Source organism: Photobacterium lipolyticum, assembly GCF_003026475.1.
Lineage (GTDB): Bacteria > Pseudomonadota > Gammaproteobacteria > Enterobacterales > Vibrionaceae > Photobacterium > Photobacterium lipolyticum.
On sequence record NZ_PYMC01000005.1, the window covers coordinates 220,838 to 240,284 of the forward strand.

The following is a 19,447-nucleotide window of genomic DNA, read 5'->3' on the forward strand; positions in this document are numbered from 1 at the left end:
TTATTCCGCCTCTGCTGCAACAAGGATCTTTTCTTGCACTTGAGGTTTTTTATCTTTTTGTGCTTTAAGTTTTTCAACTTCAGCGTACCAGAATGTCATAAAATCTTCGGTTATTCGCTGCTCAATATTGACCGCCTCTTTAGTTGGGCAAAACACAGTGACCGTTAACATATTTTTCCCTAAATTAGTGCTCGTAATCCGGACGCTGGCCTCGCTCCCACTAAGATTTACCCCCAATCGTTTATCAATCAGCACACTGTATCGATGCGCAACATCTTGAAATGGCATGCAGCACTCCTTTGCTCTTTCCAAGATAAAATCTCTCGCATCGAAAAAATTGACCGGATCTGCATCACGAACAATGACAAAGGAATGAGCAACATAGCGGCGCATAAAATTTAAGTTTTGAATCGTGTTGGAAATAAATTGATTGTTAGGAATAATCAATGTTCTCCCTGTATACCCATAAGTCATTGTTTCCAAGTCAATTTCAAGTAGTATCGTACTGAACCAGTCACTTCGAACAACCTCGCCATTGTTAGTACCAACCCGTATCCAGTCACCAACAACAAAAGTACGGTTACTTGCTTGATATAATGAACCAAGAAAGCACTGAATAAATTCCCGTGTTGCAACAACAAGTGCGACAGCGAAGGCTGCAATAGACAGCGCCATAAAACGAAGTTCAGATAACCAAATAATTATCAGACCAATGGCTATTAAAAGGTTCGTCGCATTTTTTATACTATTTATCCATCGACGCGGAAGCTCATCTTCACCGGAAGGTCGCTGACTAAGATGGCGTACAATCAACCAACGAGCGCTCCACACAATTGCAACCAATACCATGGAGGCAATTAATTTATTTTCACTGATAAAATCATTCATTAACTCTATACTCCTGAGCCAGACAACATTATTTTTCTATATATACCCATTCTTTAAGCCAGGTAGTCAATTGATAAATAAAGTATTTCATTCATATTGATTATCCCATTTCAGCCATCGCTTGCCCATGTTGATCCAAATAGGGCTTACCAGCAACGATAGGGAGATCACGCATAATGCCAGTTGATAACCATATTCATTGATAAGTCCCGACTGCATTCCTACAGCAGACAGCACAAAACTAAATTCGCCGATCTGTGACAACAACACGCCAGCATATAAGCTGTCACGCCAGTTAAAACTGGCGACTTTAAGAATAAATGCGTTAATAAACGTATTCGTCAACAGCGCCATAACGACCAGTACACCGACCTGAAGCCAGTTTGCAAGCAAAAAACCAAGGTCAAGTAACATGCCAATAGAGACGAAAAATAGGGCAATAAAAAGTACCCTGAACGATTCCAGGGTATGATGGACCCATTGTGTTTCTTTGGCGGCATTTATCAACATCCCGGCAATAAAAGCGCCTAATGCCGTGGATAAATCAAACCATGCAGTAATCAGTGCTAAGCCGAAGCAAATACTCAATGAGGTAAACAACTGCAATTCACGATCATCTTTCAACCAACGTGAAAGAGGTAGATGGATCTGCTTACGAACGATAATATAGGCAAAAAGTAATCCTGCGGCGATAGCACCCGCCCCTTGTTTTACCAAATGATTTCCGTCAACCTCTCCCGCGCCTAATAAACCCAATATAATTAACATCGGGATAATCGCCAGATCCTGGGCTAACAATACGCCTAATACACCTTGACCGACTTTGGAATTGAGTATACCGCTATCCTGTAATAGCTTAATCACGACAGCGGTACTGCTCAGGCTAATGACAAATCCTATCAGGATTATCCGAGGCATCGGCCATGCAAACCAGAGGCCCAGCAACCAGACACAGGCAACGCTCAAACCCACCTGTAACAGCGTACCGAAAATGGCCAGCTTCCAATTAGCAATCAACTTACTGGCGTCCGTCTCCATGCCAACAAAAAACAACAGCAATACCACCCCCATCGCGCCGAGACGATTGATCACCTCAACATCAGTGATCAGTGCCAGTCCCCATGGCCCTACAAATACACCAGCAATAAGATAGGCGATAACATGAGGCTGATGTAATAACCTAAGTAACAAACCGGTCAACAGGATTAATAACAGAGCGCCCACGACCTGCGGCATTGCTGGATCCATATGCATAACAATAATTCCTTATTCACTCTATAAAGACACGGCTCTAAATAAGCGGGAGCATATTGACGAAAACACAGATTCAAGACAGGGGTTAAAAACAGGGATGTCGTGATCTGGAAAGGTTTCATCTCTTACCACGATAGCTGAAATTATAAAAAACATCCTAGTAAACGCGACCATCAACCACGACAACGTTCAGAATTCGGAAAGATAATCAGAGCAGTGGCGGCTATTATTGACAGGAACCTTACCTTTTCCGAGGAGATCCGGTGTGGATGTCTCATTGAGTTTGCTGGCTGTTATCCTTTTGTTGATCACAAACGGTTTTTTCGTCGCGGCAGAGTTCGCGCTGGTTAAGGCGCGATCGTTCCGCCTTGAGACGCTCGCCGACGAAGGAAGCTCGGCCGCAAAACTGACCCTAAACATTCAAGGAAACCTGGAAGCCTATCTGGCCGCTTGCCAGCTTGGGATCACCATGGCTTCGCTGGGACTTGGCTGGGTTGGTGAGCCCGCCGTAGCCCATTTGCTGGAACCGCTGTTTTTGACTCTTGGTTTATCAGGGGAGCTGCTCCATACGGTTTCCTTTCTGATTGGTTTTTTGATCTTTTCTTCCCTGCATATCGTGCTTGGGGAACAAGTACCTAAAACCCTTGCGATTCGCAGCGCCGAGCCGGTTTCACTTTGGATCGCCTATCCGCTCCATTATTCGTATCTCTTGGTATGGCCGCTAAATTGGCTGCTTAACGCCTCCACCAGTGCGATCTTGCGGCTGTTTGGTTCAGAACAAGCCACCCATGCGGATGTGTTAAGTGGCGATGAGTTGAAAAACCAGGTGGCCAAGTCACAAGAGCATGGCGAGATTGAACATGGTAAGGCCAGAATGTTGAGTAATCTGTTCGAATTCGACCAGCGCTTGGTAGGCCGGGTGATGATCCCCAAAGGAGCGGTAAAAGCCCTGTATATCAATAATGATCCGACAGAGAACCTGAATACCATCCGCGATGCAGCACACTCCCGCTACCCGCTTCTTGATGGTGAGTACAAAGATAGTATCGTCGGCATTTTGCTCACCAAAGATCTGTATCATGCGTTGCTGGACGGCGACAGCGCGCCTTGGGAGGAGCTGGAACGATTTTGTCGTCCGCCATTGATCGTGCCTCAGTCTCAGAAAATTTCCGATCTTTTCGAGACGATGCGCACCGAACACGCACACATGGCCTTTGTCGTTGATGAATACGGCGAGTTCGAAGGCTTGGTCACCATGGAGGATCTGCTCGAGGAGATTGTGGGCGAAATCGAGGATGAAACCGATACGGATGAGTCGATCGTGGTGCTCCAGACTCTGGGGGATAATTGCTGGGAGGCAGACGGACTGATCTCCCTGAGCGATCTGGAGCGCCTCATCGGTATTACAGTACCAGCGGATGTCGATGCCAACAGCCTCTCAGGGCTTTTTATGTACCGTCTGAAGCGCATGCCAGAACCGGGCGATGAACTGACTGAGGGTGAATTCACATTAAAGGTTGAGAGCCTGAAGGAGCGGCATGTCGGACAGGTTCTGATCCAACGCCTTCAGGACGAGGCGCCTCCTGCCGACAACCATTAAAAAAGGGGCTGCGTTCACCTTCAGCCCTTCGGTGATATCAATAGAAATTGTACGTGATTCCAACCGATATCATATCGACATAGGTGTCATCGAGTTCATATCGTTCAAATTCCCCGCGAAGTGACACTTGAGCTAGCGTGAATGCAACGCCAGCACCAAATGTCAGGTCCGTTCCATCATCACTGACAAAGAGACCGTCATTATCTATTGATTTAGCATTCCATGATTGAAACCCCACTTTAGCTAAGATCTCGAAATTATGACTTACGGGGATAATCCCCAAGACAGAAACACCAAAGCTCTTAGCTCCAGCATTCATTTTCAGATCGTCGCTGGGGTATTTGATCTTGACCCCGCCTAGGTCGGCGTAGAAACCCTCGATAGCAGTGTACTTATTGAATTGGTAACCTCCGAATACTTTATAACCAGTGTCGGAATCATCTATTATTCCACCGTCATCAGCTATCGATGCCTTATCTTCTGATGAGTATTCAAATTGAGTTACACCAATGACTCCACCGACATATGCACCGCTCATGTTTTTCGCACTTACCAACGCAGGAGACAGGGCGACAATGACATTTAATCCAATTATAATTTTTTTCATTTATAAATTATCCATGAATATTAAACACACCGCAGTGCAATCTGGCACATTAAAGGCAAACGTTATTTTGAGGCTCTTATGGTGGCCAAACCATCAAAATCATCGGCATGCCAACCAAAACAATCATTATTTCTAGCGGCAAGCCCATACGCCAATAATCGCCAAACTTGTAACCGCCAGGCCCCATCACTAAGGTATTCGATTGATGGCCGATCGGTGTTAAAAAGGCGCAAGACGCACCGACAGCAACAGCCATCAAAAAAGGGTCTGCACTCACATTCAGCCCGGCAGCGATATCAATAGAAATCGGGGCCATAATGATGGCTGTTGCCGCATTATTAATAATATCCGAGAGGAACATTGTCACAATCAGGGTCAGCCCCAGAGTCAAAAACAATGGATATGTGGCTGTCAGGCTGAGAACTTGTTCGGCCAGCATCTTAGTCAGCCCCGTCGTCTCCAAAGCTTCGCCTATCGGGATCATCGCCATCAAGAGGACAATAACCGACCAGTCGATGGGAAGGTAGAGTTGCTGTACGGGTAAAATATTCAAAAGCAGATAAGCCAGAATAGCCAATATAAAAGCAATGGATAGTGGTAATACCTCTGCAACACCAAGCGCAATGGCGGCCACAAAAATACCCAGAGCCAATCCGATGCGCCGCGGTAACCCTAAGCTCAGGCTTCTCTCTGCCAACGGTAGCATTCCCATCTCTGGTAGTTGTGTTTCCAGGCTGTCACCCGCTCCCTGTAACAGCAAGATATCACCAACACGGAAGGTTTGACGGCATAATCGACGTCTGATCTGTTTCCCCCGTCGCGCCAAACCCACCAATGCCAGAGAATTCCCACTCAAACGCCTTAGATAATTTACATCTCGCCCCTCAAGAACAGAGCCTGACTGAACTACTCCTTCAGCCAATGCCAAATCACCGCTGGTTAACTTCATGAATTCACCATCTGCGCTGGTCATAAGCTCCAGATCACAGCTATTTAAAAAGGCTTGAATATCACCAGGATCAGCCTGAAGTATCAGAATATCGCCGGCCTTCAGCTGATATCTATACGGCAGATTTATCGTCCTTCCATACTCACGGGACAACCCAATCACCTCAACATGGTTGTTGTCCAGTTCTTCCAGCTCTTCGACACCAATCCCGATCAACTTGGAATCGGTAGGAACAATCACTTCTGTCAGATAATCATCAATTGAAAATAGCTGTTCAGTCGGGCTCTTTTCCATACGAGCTTTTGGAATCAACCGCCAGCCGAAAAAGGAAACGAAGAACACGCCGAAGGCTGCTACGGTGACACCCACGCCGCTAAAGTCAAAAAAGTTAAACGGGATTCCGGCAGTCTGGCTGCGCAGAGAAGCAATAATGATATTAGGTGGAGTGCCTATTGATGTCATCATCCCGCCAAGGATGCTGCCGAATGCCAAAGGCATTAATAGCATTGCAGGGGATCGTTTATGTTTACGGGCAGTTGCGAGAGCAACTGGCAGCATCAAAGCTAAGGCTCCTACATTATTCATAAAAGCCGAAGCCACCGCGACGATGGAGGTCAATAAGAGCACATGCAGCAGCGGGTTATGAATATAATCCAAAATGAGGTGCGTGATCATATCGACAACACCCGAGCGCTTTAGTGCGTCACTGATCACAAGTACCGCAGCCACTGTTACCACGGCCGGATGTCCGGCTCCCATGAATGCCTCGTTGGCTGGGATCAAACCGGTAAGCACACATATTGCCAATGTGATAATTGCAACAATATCATGCCGAATACGTCCCCATATAAACAGCAGCAAAGCCATCAGCACGATGAAGGTGATCTGATACTGCTCAGTCGTCATGCGCAGATCCTTTTCGCAAAGCTATGGGAAAAATGCCCCTAAAATGGCACTGGTTGCATAAGAGTCAGTCTCTCGAATTAAATCTTAGTCGTCGCGCCGGACCTATGCCATCGTTAAAACGATTCTGGTTATTTTATTTGAGGGGGGAATAATGAAATCAGCAACAATTTGAGTTGCGGGTAACAAATATCAATTCAGTAGATGCAATATACCCAAGTTACTTTGACGAGGAAATCAGAGTGGGCTTAATTCATCGTTTCTACCGATAGAAAAAGCCTGATTTTCAGGCTTTTTCTTTTTCAAAGTCTAAATCGAAACCAAATCTCTTTAAGCGACCAGCTGAACAAGTGTTGACAAGCTATCTTCGGCGAAAGTATTATTCGTTGCCATTCGAGAAACATCTTCCTGGCTGTATTTATCACTATCATAAACCACGACAATACTGGTATCACCTGACTGCAAAAAGTGCGTTTCACCGTATTCAGTATAACGCGTTGCCCCGATACTGATTAATGCCTGCTCAGGGTAATTCGCGTTTGCTAAATGCTCAGCAATGTTCTCTGTCGGGCCAACATCTTGCTGATGGTTCATACGGTCAACAATCCAGTTGAGCAATTTCTCATGGAAGTAGCTATAGCCGACCACAGGGCTGTCTTCGCCGTAACGAGAAACTTTATCACCACGTTTATGAAAACTAGCTATGCGATAGCGGTCAAGCATGCCACCTTGTGATAGCCCGTCAATATCAATCATCGTAGCCGCGACACCTTTGCTATTCGCACCCCAGTTCTTTTTCTCACTGATTTTCTTGGCATTCGGTTTGCGAATCGAACAGTCATTATAAGCGGCAAATCGAGTCGGCTTGAGACCAACAACACGATTGTCCTGATATTCAATCTCGCATAACAGGGCAACTTCAGGCTCTATTTGTAAGTTGTCGGCATCATTCGGTGGAATAATGGTATCGCTAGAGAGCGGATAAATGGATAAGAACCCGGCACTCTCTGAAGGCACATAGAATGGAAAAATGGCTTTCGGCTGAATTTGTTCTTTGACTTCAACAGTCAGAAAATCACTAGCCTCACCAGCCTGTTCTAAATGGCCGGCAAAGTTACCCGCCACGCCAAAACCAATCACACGTTTAAAAGTCATAATCGCCTATTTATATTGAGGGTGCATTCGAAACGGACTCTATTCTACCGAGGTAGTCCATCCGTTGCGAGACTCGCCATGCTTAAGTTTGTGCCCTTTCAAGATAATCTATCTTTGTTCGATCTTGTAAAAACACGAAAGATTGATAGATTTCACATTATCCTAGACGGCATTCACAGAAGTTATATTCCAAATAGACATAATGGTTACAGTTCTATATGGTCTCATTAAAACACCGTGCATTTGGTATTAGGACAATGAATAAAAAAAATGCTTTAACCACGATATTAATAGCCATGACGCTGTCACCAGCCATCGCGCAGGAAACTGAACAATCACTGGCGACTCCGCAGGCTAAAATTCTCAATGGTGATAACGCATCTGCCTATGCGAATGACCTGCTCCCCTGGCAGGCATCTATTCTCATGAAAAGCAGTGATGTTTCCGGTTGTGGTGCCGTGGTTATTTCCAATTACTGGATTGTTACAGCCGCGCATTGTATTGACCCATCAATCTCTAACACCCTCATTGCAGGTACCAGCTATATACCGCAGGGCAATGCAAAAACTATTGACAGCAAGTACATATTTAACATCATCGAGACGGAGAAATACCGGCATCCGCTTTATAATGGACATAATGTCTTGAGCGAACTTGACAACGATGTTGCAGTAATGAAAGTCGACCGCCCACTTTACACTGTTGCAAAGCCGATAAAAATCGCCACCCCTGCCGAACAGGCTCTTGCTGATGATGAATTTGCCACTACCTGGGTATATGGCGCTTATTCTAAACCAACACTGATTGCATCAGGCTGGGGCGATACCACCGAGACCTATTTGCCGCCAAATGAATTACAAGTTGTAAAGCTTGCCGGTATACCCGATTCACAATGTGCGACATCGTATACCTCTGCAGGCGATCAATATTTTGTCTGTGCTGATTCAAATACTCCTTCGGTTAAGAAAGATGCGTGTTCCGGTGATTCAGGCGGTCCGTTAATCTGGCAAAATCCGACCCATAAATCAGATTCAGACAAAGGCTTACGTGTTGTCGGGGTAACCAGTAATGGCCCTGATTGTTATTGGAAAAACTCAGGCGTTTCGGATGCACAATTTAATGGCTTATATACACAATTATCAACTTATCTAAGCTGGATAGAGTCGACAACGGGCGTTGATTTGACGAGCCAGGCAGCTGCCTCTTTCAGCCAGGATCCGTTCGAATTGATTAACGATGAACCAAAGAAAACGACGGTTGCCAGTACTGAAAATAACTCAGAGACTGAAATTAATCCGAATACCGGAAGCAGTAGCGGTGGATCAGTTCCACTACTTGGCCTGATCTCTCTTGCTGCTGTCGGCCTGATGCGTCGCAGAAAATAACGCTATACCCAAGTGCTCTTGGCATTAAACCTATTGAAAAAGGGTTCCCATTGGGAACCCTTTTTATTTGACAGTTTAGCTAGTTTACTCGTCAGCTAATTCCACCAGCCTGGTTGAGCCACCATGGATTTTTTCACGGCGGCGCTGAATAACAGCAAAGAAGCCCGGAATTAGGAAGGTACCGGCAAGTAACACAAATAACAGACCGCCCGTCAGTGATATACCCAGCGAGTTCTGACTGATATGTCCGGCCCCCGACGCAAATATCAGTGGCAAAATACCCAGAATAAATGACCAGGACGTCATATTAACCGCACGGAAACGCAATTTACCACCGCGCACCGCCGCCTGATCAATATCCAGCTCCTTTTCTTCCCGTTCAATCTTGGAAAATTCCACGATCAAAATCGCATTCTTCGCCGCCAGCGCGATCAGCAGGACCAAGCCGATCTGGGCGTACAGATCCAACGGTGTCCCTGTCATACTCAGTGCTAAGAATGAGCCTAGCGTAGCCACAGGCACTACCAGAATAATTGCCAGCGGAATGCTCCAGCTCTCATACTGTGCCACCATGAACAGATAGATGAAGATCAATGCCAGAGCAAAAGCATAAATTGCCTGATTACCAGCCTTTACTTCCTGATATGCCATCCCCGTCCACTCATACTGATAACCCTGCGGTAGGACTTCAGCCGCGACACGTTCCATCGCCGCAATCGCATCGCCGCTGGAATAGCCCGGTGCGGGACTGCCCTGAATCACCGCAGCACGGTACATGTTGTAACGCCATGCAACATCCGGCTCGAACACTTGCTCAATGGTTGCCAACGTACTTAGCGGGATCATCTCACCAGAAGATGAACGCACATGGAATCGCTCCAGCGATTGCAGATCGCTACGATACTGACTGTCTGCCTGAAGCGTTACCCGGAAGTTCTTGCCATACAGGGTAAAGTCATTCACATAGATAGACCCCAGATTGCCTTGCAAGGTCTGGAACACTTCAGTCAGGGGAATACCCAGCTGCTTCGCTTTAATCCGGTCAACATCGACATAGAAATGCGGAACATTGGCTCGGAACGTAGTAAATGTGTATTGGATCTCTGGCTGAGCATTGGCTTTCTGAATCAACTCTCCCATGACATTGGCCAAATCAGTACGGCTTCGCCCGAGGGTATCTTCCAATACAAATTCAAATCCCGATGCTGCTCCCATCCCCGGAACGGCTGGCGGGCCCATCGCAAAGACTACCGCTTCCGGCAATTCCATCGCGGCACGGGCATTAATACGGCGAGTGATCGCGAATGAAGAGTGATCACCAGCAAGCTCGCTACGTTCATCCCACGTTTTCAGTTTGATGAACATAGATGCCCCGTTTGATGCAGCCGCACCCGTCAGGAATGCATAACCGTTGGCAACCGTGATCCCTTCAACCCCAGGTTCCTGCTCAATGATATTCTGAAGTTTAATCGCCGTTTCTTCAGTACGTGACAGCGATGCCGCATCCGGCAACTGGACATTAACCAGTAAAATGCCTTTATCTTCCTGTGGCACAAATGCCGTGGACGTTGTCTTCGCCAATAAGGTGACAGCCAGAACAGCAATCACAAAGATGCTGCCTAACAATGCAACTTTCCGAACCAAGAAGCCCGCTATAACCCCGTATTTAAGCGTAACGGTATCCAGGCCTTTGTTGAATTTCTGGAACCAGCGAGCAGTATTATTTCCGTTTTGTTTTAATACCAGAGAACACAGCGCCGGAGACAGGGTCAGCGCATTGATCGAGGAGATAACAACTGAAATACAGATAGTCAAAGCAAACTGGCGATACATGATCCCTGTGATACCAGGCAACATAGCGACAGGCAGGAATACCGCCAGCAGTACCATCGTTGAGGTGATGATCGGGCCCGTGACCTCTTTCATCGCAATCAGGGTGGCCTGCCGCGGCGTCAGGCTCGGATCGCGACTCATATTGGTATCTACATTTTCGATAACCAGAATGGCATCATCCACCACAATACCTATGGCCAGGATCAAACCAAACAGCGTCACCGTATTGATCGTAAAACCGGCTGCAAGCATGACGGCAAAGGTACCAATGAGCGACACCGGAATAGCAACAACAGGGATCAGGGTCGAGCGTACGCTACCTAAGAACAGGTACGTCACGGCAATAACCAGAATAACCGCTTCAATCAGCGTTTTAACCACCCCTTTGATCGACTCAGCGACGAACAGGGTTGTATCGTAACTGGTTTCATAAGCCATACCATCAGGCATATTGTGACTGAGCTTCTCTAGCAGCTCCATCACCGCCTGGCCACTTTCTAACGCATTGGCATCAGATTGTAACGATAAAGCCACAATGGAAGCCGGATTGCCTCGGAAAGTACCGTATCCTTCGTAGGATTTCTTACCCAACTCTACCCGTGCGATATCTTTCAGGTAAACAACAGAACCATCCGGACTAGCGCGCAGCACAACTTTTTCGAACTCCTCAGCGGATTCGAGGCGACCTTTGGTCACCAGGTTAAACTGGACTTCCTGAACGTTGTTATAAGGAGGCGCACCCACTTTACCTGTCGCAACCTGCACATTCTGCTCGGCGAGAGCGGCATTGACATCAGATGTTGTCAGTCCCAGATTCGCCATTTTTTCCGGATCAAGCCAAACACGCATTGCGTATTCACCGCCACCAATAACGTTAACTTCACTGATGCCCTGTACACGCGCCAACTGATCTTTAACGTTAAGGTTGATGTAGTTAATCAGGAACTTATCATCGTACTTACCATCCGGTGAATAGAAGTTTAAGACCATCAGCAAGTCAGGCGAACGTTTCTTCACCGTCACGCCCACCATACGAACTTCAGCCGGTAGCTTCGATTCAATCTGAGCAACACGGTTTTGCACATTCACCTGTGCCATGTCAGGATCTGTACCGATATCAAACGTAACGTTCAGGTTATAAGAGCCATCATTAGCACTTTTTGAGGACATATAAATCATGTTCTCAACGCCATTAACAGAGGCTTCAATCGGATCGGCAATGGCCTCTTCGACAACCTCGGCACTCGCACCTGAGTAATAAGCCGTTACACTCACCGACGGCGGACTGATTTTAGGGTATTCAGCCACTGGCAAATTCAGTACGGCAATCAGACCTGCCAGGGTCAAGATTATAGAGATCACCAGCGCAAATTTAGGACGCTGGATAAAAAAGCGACTCAGCATATTCTTTCCTTATGCATCCGTATTTTCAAGACGAACAGCCATACCATTGCGCACACGTTGCAGACCTTTAGTCAGCACTACCTCTTCGGCGGCTACGCCTTGACGGATAATCACGCCCCGCTCGGTCTGAGGGCCAAGTACCACATTGCGGCGCTCGGCAACATTACCCTCAGTAAGGATCATCACAAAGTCACCTTCCAAGTCGCTTTGTACCGCGCGACGTGGAATAACCGTCATTTTCACTGGCTGTTTTTCACGTAACAACACTTGCACATGCTGGCCCGGCAGCAATGCTTGAGATGGATTTGCAAAGCTTGCGCGCATGGCGATTGTCCCGGTATTCAAATCGATGCGATTACCAATAAAATCGACTTCGCCGAGAAGCGGATACTCTTTACCATCATTTAATGTCAGAACAACTTCTACATCGCCGTTGCCACGACCGCTGCCATCAAGAGTATCAATACCAAGATCTAAGCGCTCACGTTCGCTGAGGTTGAACACCGTATGGATCGGATCAAGATTCACTAAAGTCGTCAGCACACCAGATGAAGGGGAAACCAGATCACCAATACTGGCTTTACTGTCACTGATCCGGCCACTGAACGGAGCAACAACACGGGTATATGACAGATCAATTTCAGCGGCATATAACTGGGCTTTAGCCGATTTGAGCTGTGCTTCAGCACCTAGCTTATCCGCGGTCAGCTTATCGAATTCCGACTGGCTAATGCTGCCTTTCGGCAATAGATTCAGACCTCGATTAAAATCTAATTCAGCATTTTTTAAACTGGCTTCAGCCTGAGAGATTGCAGCCTGAGCACTGGCAACTCTTGCTTCGTAGGCAGCAGGTTCGATTTGAAATAACAGCTGCCCCTTTTCTACCATCTGGCCTTCAGTAAAGAATCGTTCCTTCAAATAGCCCGAAACCTGTGCCGTGATTGCCGCATCTTCAATGGCGTTAGTCCGTCCGACATATTGCTTACCTTGCTGGTAATCAATGATACTCACAGGCTCTGCCGCAACCAGCGGACTTACTGGTGCTTGTCGTCCTTTTTGATGATCACCACACCCCATAAGTAAACTCGAACTTACCAGTGCCGCGATAACAAGTTTTCTCTTCATTTTGCTGACCATAGTTATAATTAAAACAATAAAATGCTGATGCACGAATTCAAATCTCAACGACAAACAGCTAAGAATCAAACAATGAATATCAATAATTTTCTTATCAGATTACGTTAACAATCAGCCTTTAATGAAAGCTGAACGATTTCCGATAAAACCGTGATTTTTACAGTTTTATGTTTCAAAATATTTCAAAGCCCGTAATACATAAAAATAAATAACTAACTAGTGATAAGACCAATAGATATAAGATATTATTGGCATTAAAAGATACCGAGGAAGTATTAATATAATGGAATTTTTCCCTATTTTTTTAAACTTAAAGAATAGAAAAGTGCTTGTCGTCGGCGGCGGTGACGTTGCATGCAGAAAAGTTGATCTCTTACTTCGAGCCAACGCTGATATCACAGTCATTTCACCTCAGTTACATCCCCACTTATCACGCTTAGCAGCTGACCAGCAGCTGACCTACATTAAACAAAAATACGATGAATCTTGCGTTATAGGGTTCCACCAGATCTGGGCAACGACCAATGATCCCAAACTGAACCATCAGGTTTTTTCTGATGCCGAAGCCGAAGGCATCTGGACCAATGTTGTCGACGATCCACACCATTGCCATTTCATTACGCCGTCAATGATTGATCGGACCCCGATTCAAGTCGCGATTTCCAGTGGTGGCGCCTCACCCGTTCTGGTTCGTTTTATCAGAGAAAAACTTGAAACCCTGCTACCACAAAACCTGAGTTTGCTGGCTGAGTTTTCGGGCAAACAAAGAGAGCGCATCAAACAACATTTCAAAACGGTGGATGAGAGAAGAAAATTCTGGGAGCGTTTTTTCCGCCTGCCAGCAGTTGAACAAGCCAATAATACCGTCAGCTTAGAGCTGGCATTCACGTTATTACTGTCAGAGCCTGAAACACAAACCAATCACCTTTACCTGATAGAAACAGGTCTCGACCCGGAAATGCTGACGCTAAAAGCACTACGTTTAATGCAGCAATCTGACTTTGTACTGTATCCGGAAGGAAGCAATGATATTTTCGTTGATCTATGCCGCCGTGATGCTGACCGTGAGCCGTACACACCAGAGGCACTTCAAGATAAGGTTCGTGCTTTATTAAATGAAGGACTGCGCGTTTGTGTGCTGGCCCCTAAAGCCAGCCACCCTGAGACGCTAATCTCATTAGCCCAAGAAATCAAAGGACTGTATATTCCTTGTCTCTGACAATTATACCCAAACTACCCCAAGATGCGAGATTCAGAGCTTTCTCTGGGAACTCAATTCGAATGAAATGTGTGTAGGAATGGCATTCCCTTTCAAACACATTTTATGAAGAAGTGATTTCCCAGAGGAGCTCCCAAAGGGCGAGTTTCATGGGCTTTTATTCTGTGTTAGCCATTATCTAAATAGAACCACTATTCACTCTAATGGCTGCCTTGCCTAAAAGCCCATGAATTCTCGCTGAACTCTGCATCTTGGGGTAGCTTGGGTATACATCAAAGACAAAAAAAACCGCACATATCATGACGATATGTGCGGCAAACATTCCACTCAGGGATATCAAGGAGGGGGATAATTTTTCGTATTACTCAGCTTCAGCTGCAGCCAATTTTGAATTAGGTTGGTTGAGTTTCTGATGTAACCATAGGCCAGATGCCTTCATGGTATAACCAAACAGTGCTCCAACAATCAACGACGGAATGACAAGTTGCCAGTCACCGTTCGCAGCAAACGTTGCGCATGAACCGATAAAGGTACCCGGAATATAATTCAACCATGTTTTCTTTGCCTGAACACACATGAAAAACGATACGAGAGCAGTGACGACATAACCTAAAATTTCAACACTGAACAGGCTCGACAGATGAATAATGACCATTGCCCAAAAGACACCGCTCATATTTGTCACAATGCTCAGGCCAAGGCCTCTGATACCATCTTTTGGGGAAGCAAAGTAAGTTGTGCAACCCAGAAATCCTGCCCAGCTCAATAAACCCAGGGAAACAGCCACCCATCCCCAAATACCAGAAAGAATACCTGTGGTTAATGAAATTGCTACCAGTACCGTCATGTTGTGATCTCGTAAATATATAAAAGCACTTGAATTCATAAACAGTGTAATCAGCTACAAAATAAACAAAAGAGACGGAGATCACATTACACGAAATCAAGTTACATATGATTTCTTAAAATAATGATCAAGCTCACACAAAGTAGCTACTTTTCAACATGTTTGCACTCTGCTTATTTTTTATCATCAAGCATTCTGTATTTGCATCAACCCAGTGTTGACATATAGAAACAGTTAATTCGTATAATTCCGTCTAAGTGATCTATCAAGGAGAGGATACTTATCACTGTGATCTGTATTTACACTTTTCAAATTGCGGTAATCTCAAGCTATGGTAAGTTAAGTTTTTTCTTATCTATATCCCCAATTTATAAACTTCGGAGCAACCCATGGGCCCTTTAATGCTCGATGTCTCAGGCTGTGAACTTAATGCTGAAGAACGTGAAATTATCCAGCATCCTACCGTTGGAGGGATCATCTTGTTCGCACGCAATTATCACGATCGTGCTCAATTGCGTGCTCTGTCAAAAGATATTCGCCAAACAGCCAAACGCCCTCTTCTTATTGCCGTTGATCAGGAGGGCGGCCGTGTTCAACGCTTTCGTAATGAATTCACTCACCTTCCACCGGCAAAAGCTTTTGCCGAGCAGGACAATGGGATTGAGTTGGCAAAAAAAGGAGGGTGGTTAATGGCAGCAGAACTGCTTGCTATGGATATTGACCTCAGCTTCGCCCCTGTTTTGGATTTAGGCTTTGACTGTAAGGCCATTGGTGATCGCGCATTCTCCGACGATCCGAAACAGATAATAAAGTATGCCAGCCAGTTTATTCAGGGCATGAGACAGGCGGGAATGGCAGCGACAGGCAAACACTTCCCAGGACACGGAGGTGTCATTGCTGATTCTCATCTAGAGACCCCTGTCGATCCACGTGAGACAATAAAACAACACGATATGACTGTATTTCAGCATCTCATCGAACAAAACCTTCTCGATGGCATGATGCCAGCCCATGTGGTCTTCGAGGCTTTTGATGACAAACCCGCAAGCGGTTCAGACTATTGGCTGAAAGATGTTTTACGTGGGGATCTCGGCTTTACCGGAGTCATTTTTTCTGACGATTTAAATATGAAAGGTGCCGATGTCCTGGGCAGTTACAGTGAAAGAGCCATTGCAGCACAACGTGCTGGTTGCGACATGGTAATGCTGTGTAACAACCGTGACGGTGCTATTGAGGCCTTAGATGGATTACCCCAAACTCAGGTACAGCTTCTCGATACGCTGTTGAAAAAGCCAACTGGGGAATACCGCGATCTGATCAAGACCAGAATGTGGCAAGAAACTGAGAACGAAATCAGCCGATTAACTCAGGCATGGCGCGAAAAGCACGCTTAATCGTCGTAACTGAAATTATTAACCAACGGTTTTAGCAAAGCTTTAAAAAAGGTGAACCCAAATGAAATGCGTTCACCTTTTTTATATATACCCAAACCACTTCAATATACTGTGTTCAGCGAGAATTCAGAGGCTTTTAGGCAAGGCTGCCATATGAGCAAATAGTGGTTCTATTTGGAATATGGCTAACGCAGTATAAAAACCTCTGAAACTCGCCTCTTGGACCTCCTCTGGAAAATCACTTCCGCGCAAAATGTGTTTGAAAGGGGATGCCATTCCTACACACATTTCGCTTGAATTGAATTCCCAGAGGAAGCTCTGAATCATGCATCTTGAAGTAGTTTGGGTATACTAATCAATGCAGACGATTTGACTTTCCATATGATGGTTGTCATTTTTATGTGACACCATCGTTTTACTAAAATAGGCAAAATCTCTGAAAGTCATCGGTCGGCCAAAATAAAACCCTTGCTGCAAGTTAACTCCTTGTTCGGCTAAATACTGAGATTGTTCTTCTGTTTCAACGCCTTCCGCGATCATTTCCATCCTGGCTTCTTTACCAAAAGCGATTATCGAATCAAGCAAAGACAGTTTGATATCCGACGTACCGATGTTTTCGACGAACATTTTATCAATTTTCAGGCTACGGATATTAAGTTGCTGAATATAGCTAAAGCCCCCATATCCTGTGCCGGCATCATCCAACTTAACATCAACGCCCTTAAGTCGCAGATGCTCAATAACATCTGATGCAATAGCCAAATTATTAAAGCGTTTACGCTCGGTCACTTCAAAGGCGATTTGAGTCGGTCCCAGCTCTGAATTCCGCAATAAATCAAGCGACTTTTCAATAACTTCAAGACTCTCTAACTGATCAGGCACTACGTTAATGCTAATAATTTGCTTAGTTACGTGCCAGTTTAACTTACCGATCTCGTTAATGGCTTTTTCCATTAATTGTTCGGTGATCGGAAGGATTTGACCGCTTTTTTCAACATATGGAATAAATTCCATCGGGGAAATCATATCCTGTCCGGGACGCTTCCACCGAGCGAGCATCTCACAGCCATACAGTGAATTTGTGGCAACATTCACGATCGGTTGATAATAAGGAACAAACTCTCGCTTTGCTATCCCTTGTTCTACCAAAGAATGCAGTGACATTTTTTTTCTTATCGCGGTGCGATAAAGAAAGATAAACAGTACGCCCAGCGCACCACCGAACAGAAACAAAGGTAGCCAAAGTTTATCTTTATACCTATCAAGTAACTCTGTTTTAACAAACGTATTCAGCTGGAGTCCGTTAACAAATTCTGAACTGAACAATGGGCCTTTTGACAGCAAAGAGGCATCACCACGCCAGAAAGAGACGGTGGGATTATCTATCGATGACATCGAGCTCAGGATGCAATCATCACAATATTTATTGCGAAGGGTATCAGAAACCAAAGGCTCCATATGCACCAGCATCGTCCCTCGTTCATCCTTCCATTCAGTAACCAATATATTTTGTTCAGTACGGGATTCTGATGTCACCCATAGCGAAACATTTGCACTTAAATTTTTGATTAATGGCGCCAGACGAGTCTCTGTACCAGCGCCTTTAAAGCTGGTGCATTGTTTGCCATCTCGCGTTTGTAGGGTAATGCGCCGAATAATGTAATCATTATAAGCGACATGCTGCATTTGATACTCATCCAGAGCGCCACAATCAAATTGAAACTTTTCCGATAACTTACTCAGAACAGTTTGGAGTTCAGAAATATTCATTGAATAGGTCTGAAGTAACTCTTTAGAATCTGTACGAATAACGTAGGAAAGCTGTAGCCTGGAAAAGTACCCTGCCGATAATGAAAAAAGAAATGCTAACCCAATCACAAATGCGAGTGCATAAAGCTCAGCTTTAAAATGGGCTATCTTTGTGAACGCGCTCATTTTTCCCTGCCAACAGTTATTATAAAAACATATAAGCAGTGAGAATCACTAAACCTCATTTCTTTCATATCCGCTTGTAAATTATCCATACCCAACTAATCAATATAGCGACTGATATCCATATTTGCCTTAACCTTATTCATTAGCCATGGCATTAACAAGCAGTCATTTCAATATGTTAGCGATATAGATCACGCCTTCGAATAAAAAATAATTGAAGCGAAAAAAGTTACCATAATGGTATGCATGATGACTGTACCGCATTGGCAAACCAATGCACTAAGACACTCAGTCAGTGATAAAGAAGATCACAAACAAAAAAGTAATGTGATTAAGAATTAACCACATTTGATATGACAATCCTAAACCGCCCGATAGCGCTTCAGGATCTAAAATGCGTCTCGTGAATGATCTACATCCTTCGTACACTTTTTCTCTTTGACTATGATGTAAACGACACCAATAATAAAGGCCAGAACTAAAATCGTTTTCATAATTTAACCTTATAGGATCTCGGTTATAAGTGACTGACTTCATGTACAGCTCATGGTCAGCCTAAGCGCTAAGTTATGGTCTAAAAAATGTCTCTCACTAAAAACAATTTTTAGACTTGAAAATAAGATACCTTACTTGGCTTAAGATTGCACAAATGAGTTATCAGATTGTGATATAAAATCCCCTCTCCTGCTGAGTCTCATCGTACTGGACATATTTTCAATAAAAGAGTCCTTTAAAATCATCTTTTTATACTGCACATTAATTTTAGCAGAGATTGACATTAATTTACTGCAGCTAACTCAATTAACTAGTACATCGAGTAGGGTGAGGCGTTACCGCCTCAGCCCTCTCACAGAACCGTACGTACGGACCTCGTATACGGCTCCTGCATACCCATGTTCAGCTCTGCGCTGAACACATACCCTGTCCTTACATGCTC

At 45.1% G+C, this 19,447-nt stretch carries 13 protein-coding genes; 4 read left to right on the forward strand and 9 right to left on the reverse strand.

What is annotated here, in order from left to right:
* Both C9I89_RS09705 and C9I89_RS09710 read right to left on the reverse strand, forming a co-directional pair.
* Positions 1-888 (reverse strand): mechanosensitive ion channel family protein, encoded by an 888-nt coding sequence (locus C9I89_RS09705; RefSeq protein ID WP_107283149.1) that lies wholly within the window; start codon positions 886-888, stop codon positions 1-3.
* A gap of 87 nt (positions 889-975) precedes the next feature.
* Positions 976-2,142, reverse strand: coding sequence for a cation:proton antiporter (locus tag C9I89_RS09710; RefSeq protein WP_107283150.1), 1,167 nt, complete (start codon positions 2,140-2,142; stop codon positions 976-978).
* A gap of 265 nt (positions 2,143-2,407) precedes the next feature.
* Between C9I89_RS09710 and C9I89_RS09715 the strand changes: the two genes are divergently transcribed.
* The gene (locus C9I89_RS09715) at positions 2,408-3,742 is read left to right on the forward strand and encodes a hemolysin family protein (protein WP_170107672.1); all 1,335 of its coding nucleotides are present in this window, start codon (positions 2,408-2,410) and stop codon (positions 3,740-3,742) included.
* 37 nt (positions 3,743-3,779) lie between these two features.
* Here the strand turns inward: C9I89_RS09715 and C9I89_RS09720 are convergent, their stop codons facing one another.
* The 3 genes from C9I89_RS09720 to C9I89_RS09730 form a co-directional block, all read right to left on the reverse strand.
* A complete protein-coding gene (locus tag C9I89_RS09720; RefSeq protein WP_107283152.1) occupies positions 3,780-4,349 on the reverse strand; it encodes a porin family protein in 570 nt (189 codons plus the stop codon).
* A gap of 76 nt (positions 4,350-4,425) precedes the next feature.
* Positions 4,426-6,204, reverse strand: a complete 1,779-nt coding sequence (locus C9I89_RS09725) for an SLC13 family permease (protein ID WP_107283153.1) — start codon at positions 6,202-6,204, stop codon at positions 4,426-4,428.
* A 327-nt stretch (positions 6,205-6,531) separates the two neighbouring features.
* The gene (locus C9I89_RS09730) at positions 6,532-7,356 is read right to left on the reverse strand and encodes a DUF5718 family protein (protein ID WP_107283154.1); all 825 of its coding nucleotides are present in this window, start codon (positions 7,354-7,356) and stop codon (positions 6,532-6,534) included.
* 257 nt (positions 7,357-7,613) lie between these two features.
* On the opposite strand from C9I89_RS09730, the gene C9I89_RS09735 reads away from it, so the two are divergent.
* Positions 7,614-8,741, forward strand: a complete 1,128-nt coding sequence (locus C9I89_RS09735) for a trypsin-like serine protease (protein ID WP_107283155.1) — start codon at positions 7,614-7,616, stop codon at positions 8,739-8,741.
* A gap of 84 nt (positions 8,742-8,825) precedes the next feature.
* On the opposite strand, the gene C9I89_RS09740 is transcribed toward C9I89_RS09735, so the two are convergent.
* Positions 8,826-11,978, reverse strand: coding sequence for an efflux RND transporter permease subunit (locus C9I89_RS09740; protein ID WP_107283156.1), 3,153 nt, complete (start codon positions 11,976-11,978; stop codon positions 8,826-8,828).
* A 9-nt stretch (positions 11,979-11,987) separates the two neighbouring features.
* The gene (locus tag C9I89_RS09745) at positions 11,988-13,103 is read right to left on the reverse strand and encodes an efflux RND transporter periplasmic adaptor subunit (protein ID WP_107283157.1); all 1,116 of its coding nucleotides are present in this window, start codon (positions 13,101-13,103) and stop codon (positions 11,988-11,990) included.
* A 295-nt stretch (positions 13,104-13,398) separates the two neighbouring features.
* On the opposite strand from C9I89_RS09745, the gene C9I89_RS09750 reads away from it, so the two are divergent.
* A complete protein-coding gene (locus C9I89_RS09750) occupies positions 13,399-14,334 on the forward strand; it encodes an NAD(P)-dependent oxidoreductase (protein WP_107283158.1) in 936 nt (311 codons plus the stop codon).
* 361 nt (positions 14,335-14,695) lie between these two features.
* Here the strand turns inward: C9I89_RS09750 and C9I89_RS09755 are convergent, their stop codons facing one another.
* On the reverse strand, positions 14,696-15,181 hold the full coding sequence (locus tag C9I89_RS09755; protein WP_107283159.1) for a DUF1097 domain-containing protein: 486 nt from the start codon (positions 15,179-15,181) through the stop codon (positions 14,696-14,698).
* 389 nt (positions 15,182-15,570) lie between these two features.
* Here C9I89_RS09755 and nagZ point away from each other — a divergent pair, with 389 nt between their 5' ends.
* Positions 15,571-16,575 (forward strand): beta-N-acetylhexosaminidase, encoded by a 1,005-nt coding sequence (nagZ, locus tag C9I89_RS09760; protein WP_107283160.1) that lies wholly within the window; start codon positions 15,571-15,573, stop codon positions 16,573-16,575.
* Positions 16,576-16,926: 351 nt separating this feature from the next.
* On the opposite strand, the gene C9I89_RS09770 is transcribed toward nagZ, so the two are convergent.
* On the reverse strand, positions 16,927-18,510 hold the full coding sequence (locus C9I89_RS09770; RefSeq protein ID WP_107283162.1) for an EAL domain-containing protein: 1,584 nt from the start codon (positions 18,508-18,510) through the stop codon (positions 16,927-16,929).
* Between the last annotated feature and the right edge of the window lie 937 nt (positions 18,511-19,447).

Coding starts and splice junctions, on each gene's coding strand:
- nagZ (WP_107283160.1), top strand. CDS start 15,571: ATGGGCCCTTTAATGCTCGATGTCTCAGGCTGTGAACTTAATGCTGAA.
- C9I89_RS09720 (WP_107283152.1), bottom strand. CDS start 4,349: ATGAAAAAAATTATAATTGGATTAAATGTCATTGTCGCCCTGTCTCCT.
- C9I89_RS09735 (WP_107283155.1), top strand. CDS start 7,614: ATGAATAAAAAAAATGCTTTAACCACGATATTAATAGCCATGACGCTG.
- C9I89_RS09755 (WP_107283159.1), bottom strand. CDS start 15,181: ATGACGGTACTGGTAGCAATTTCATTAACCACAGGTATTCTTTCTGGT.
- C9I89_RS09725 (WP_107283153.1), bottom strand. CDS start 6,204: ATGACGACTGAGCAGTATCAGATCACCTTCATCGTGCTGATGGCTTTG.
- C9I89_RS09730 (WP_107283154.1), bottom strand. CDS start 7,356: ATGACTTTTAAACGTGTGATTGGTTTTGGCGTGGCGGGTAACTTTGCC.
- C9I89_RS09740 (WP_107283156.1), bottom strand. CDS start 11,978: ATGCTGAGTCGCTTTTTTATCCAGCGTCCTAAATTTGCGCTGGTGATC.
- C9I89_RS09705 (WP_107283149.1), bottom strand. CDS start 888: ATGAATGATTTTATCAGTGAAAATAAATTAATTGCCTCCATGGTATTG.
- C9I89_RS09750 (WP_107283158.1), top strand. CDS start 13,399: ATGGAATTTTTCCCTATTTTTTTAAACTTAAAGAATAGAAAAGTGCTT.
- C9I89_RS09770 (WP_107283162.1), bottom strand. CDS start 18,510: ATGAGCGCGTTCACAAAGATAGCCCATTTTAAAGCTGAGCTTTATGCA.
- C9I89_RS09710 (WP_107283150.1), bottom strand. CDS start 2,142: ATGCATATGGATCCAGCAATGCCGCAGGTCGTGGGCGCTCTGTTATTA.
- C9I89_RS09745 (WP_107283157.1), bottom strand. CDS start 13,103: ATGAAGAGAAAACTTGTTATCGCGGCACTGGTAAGTTCGAGTTTACTT.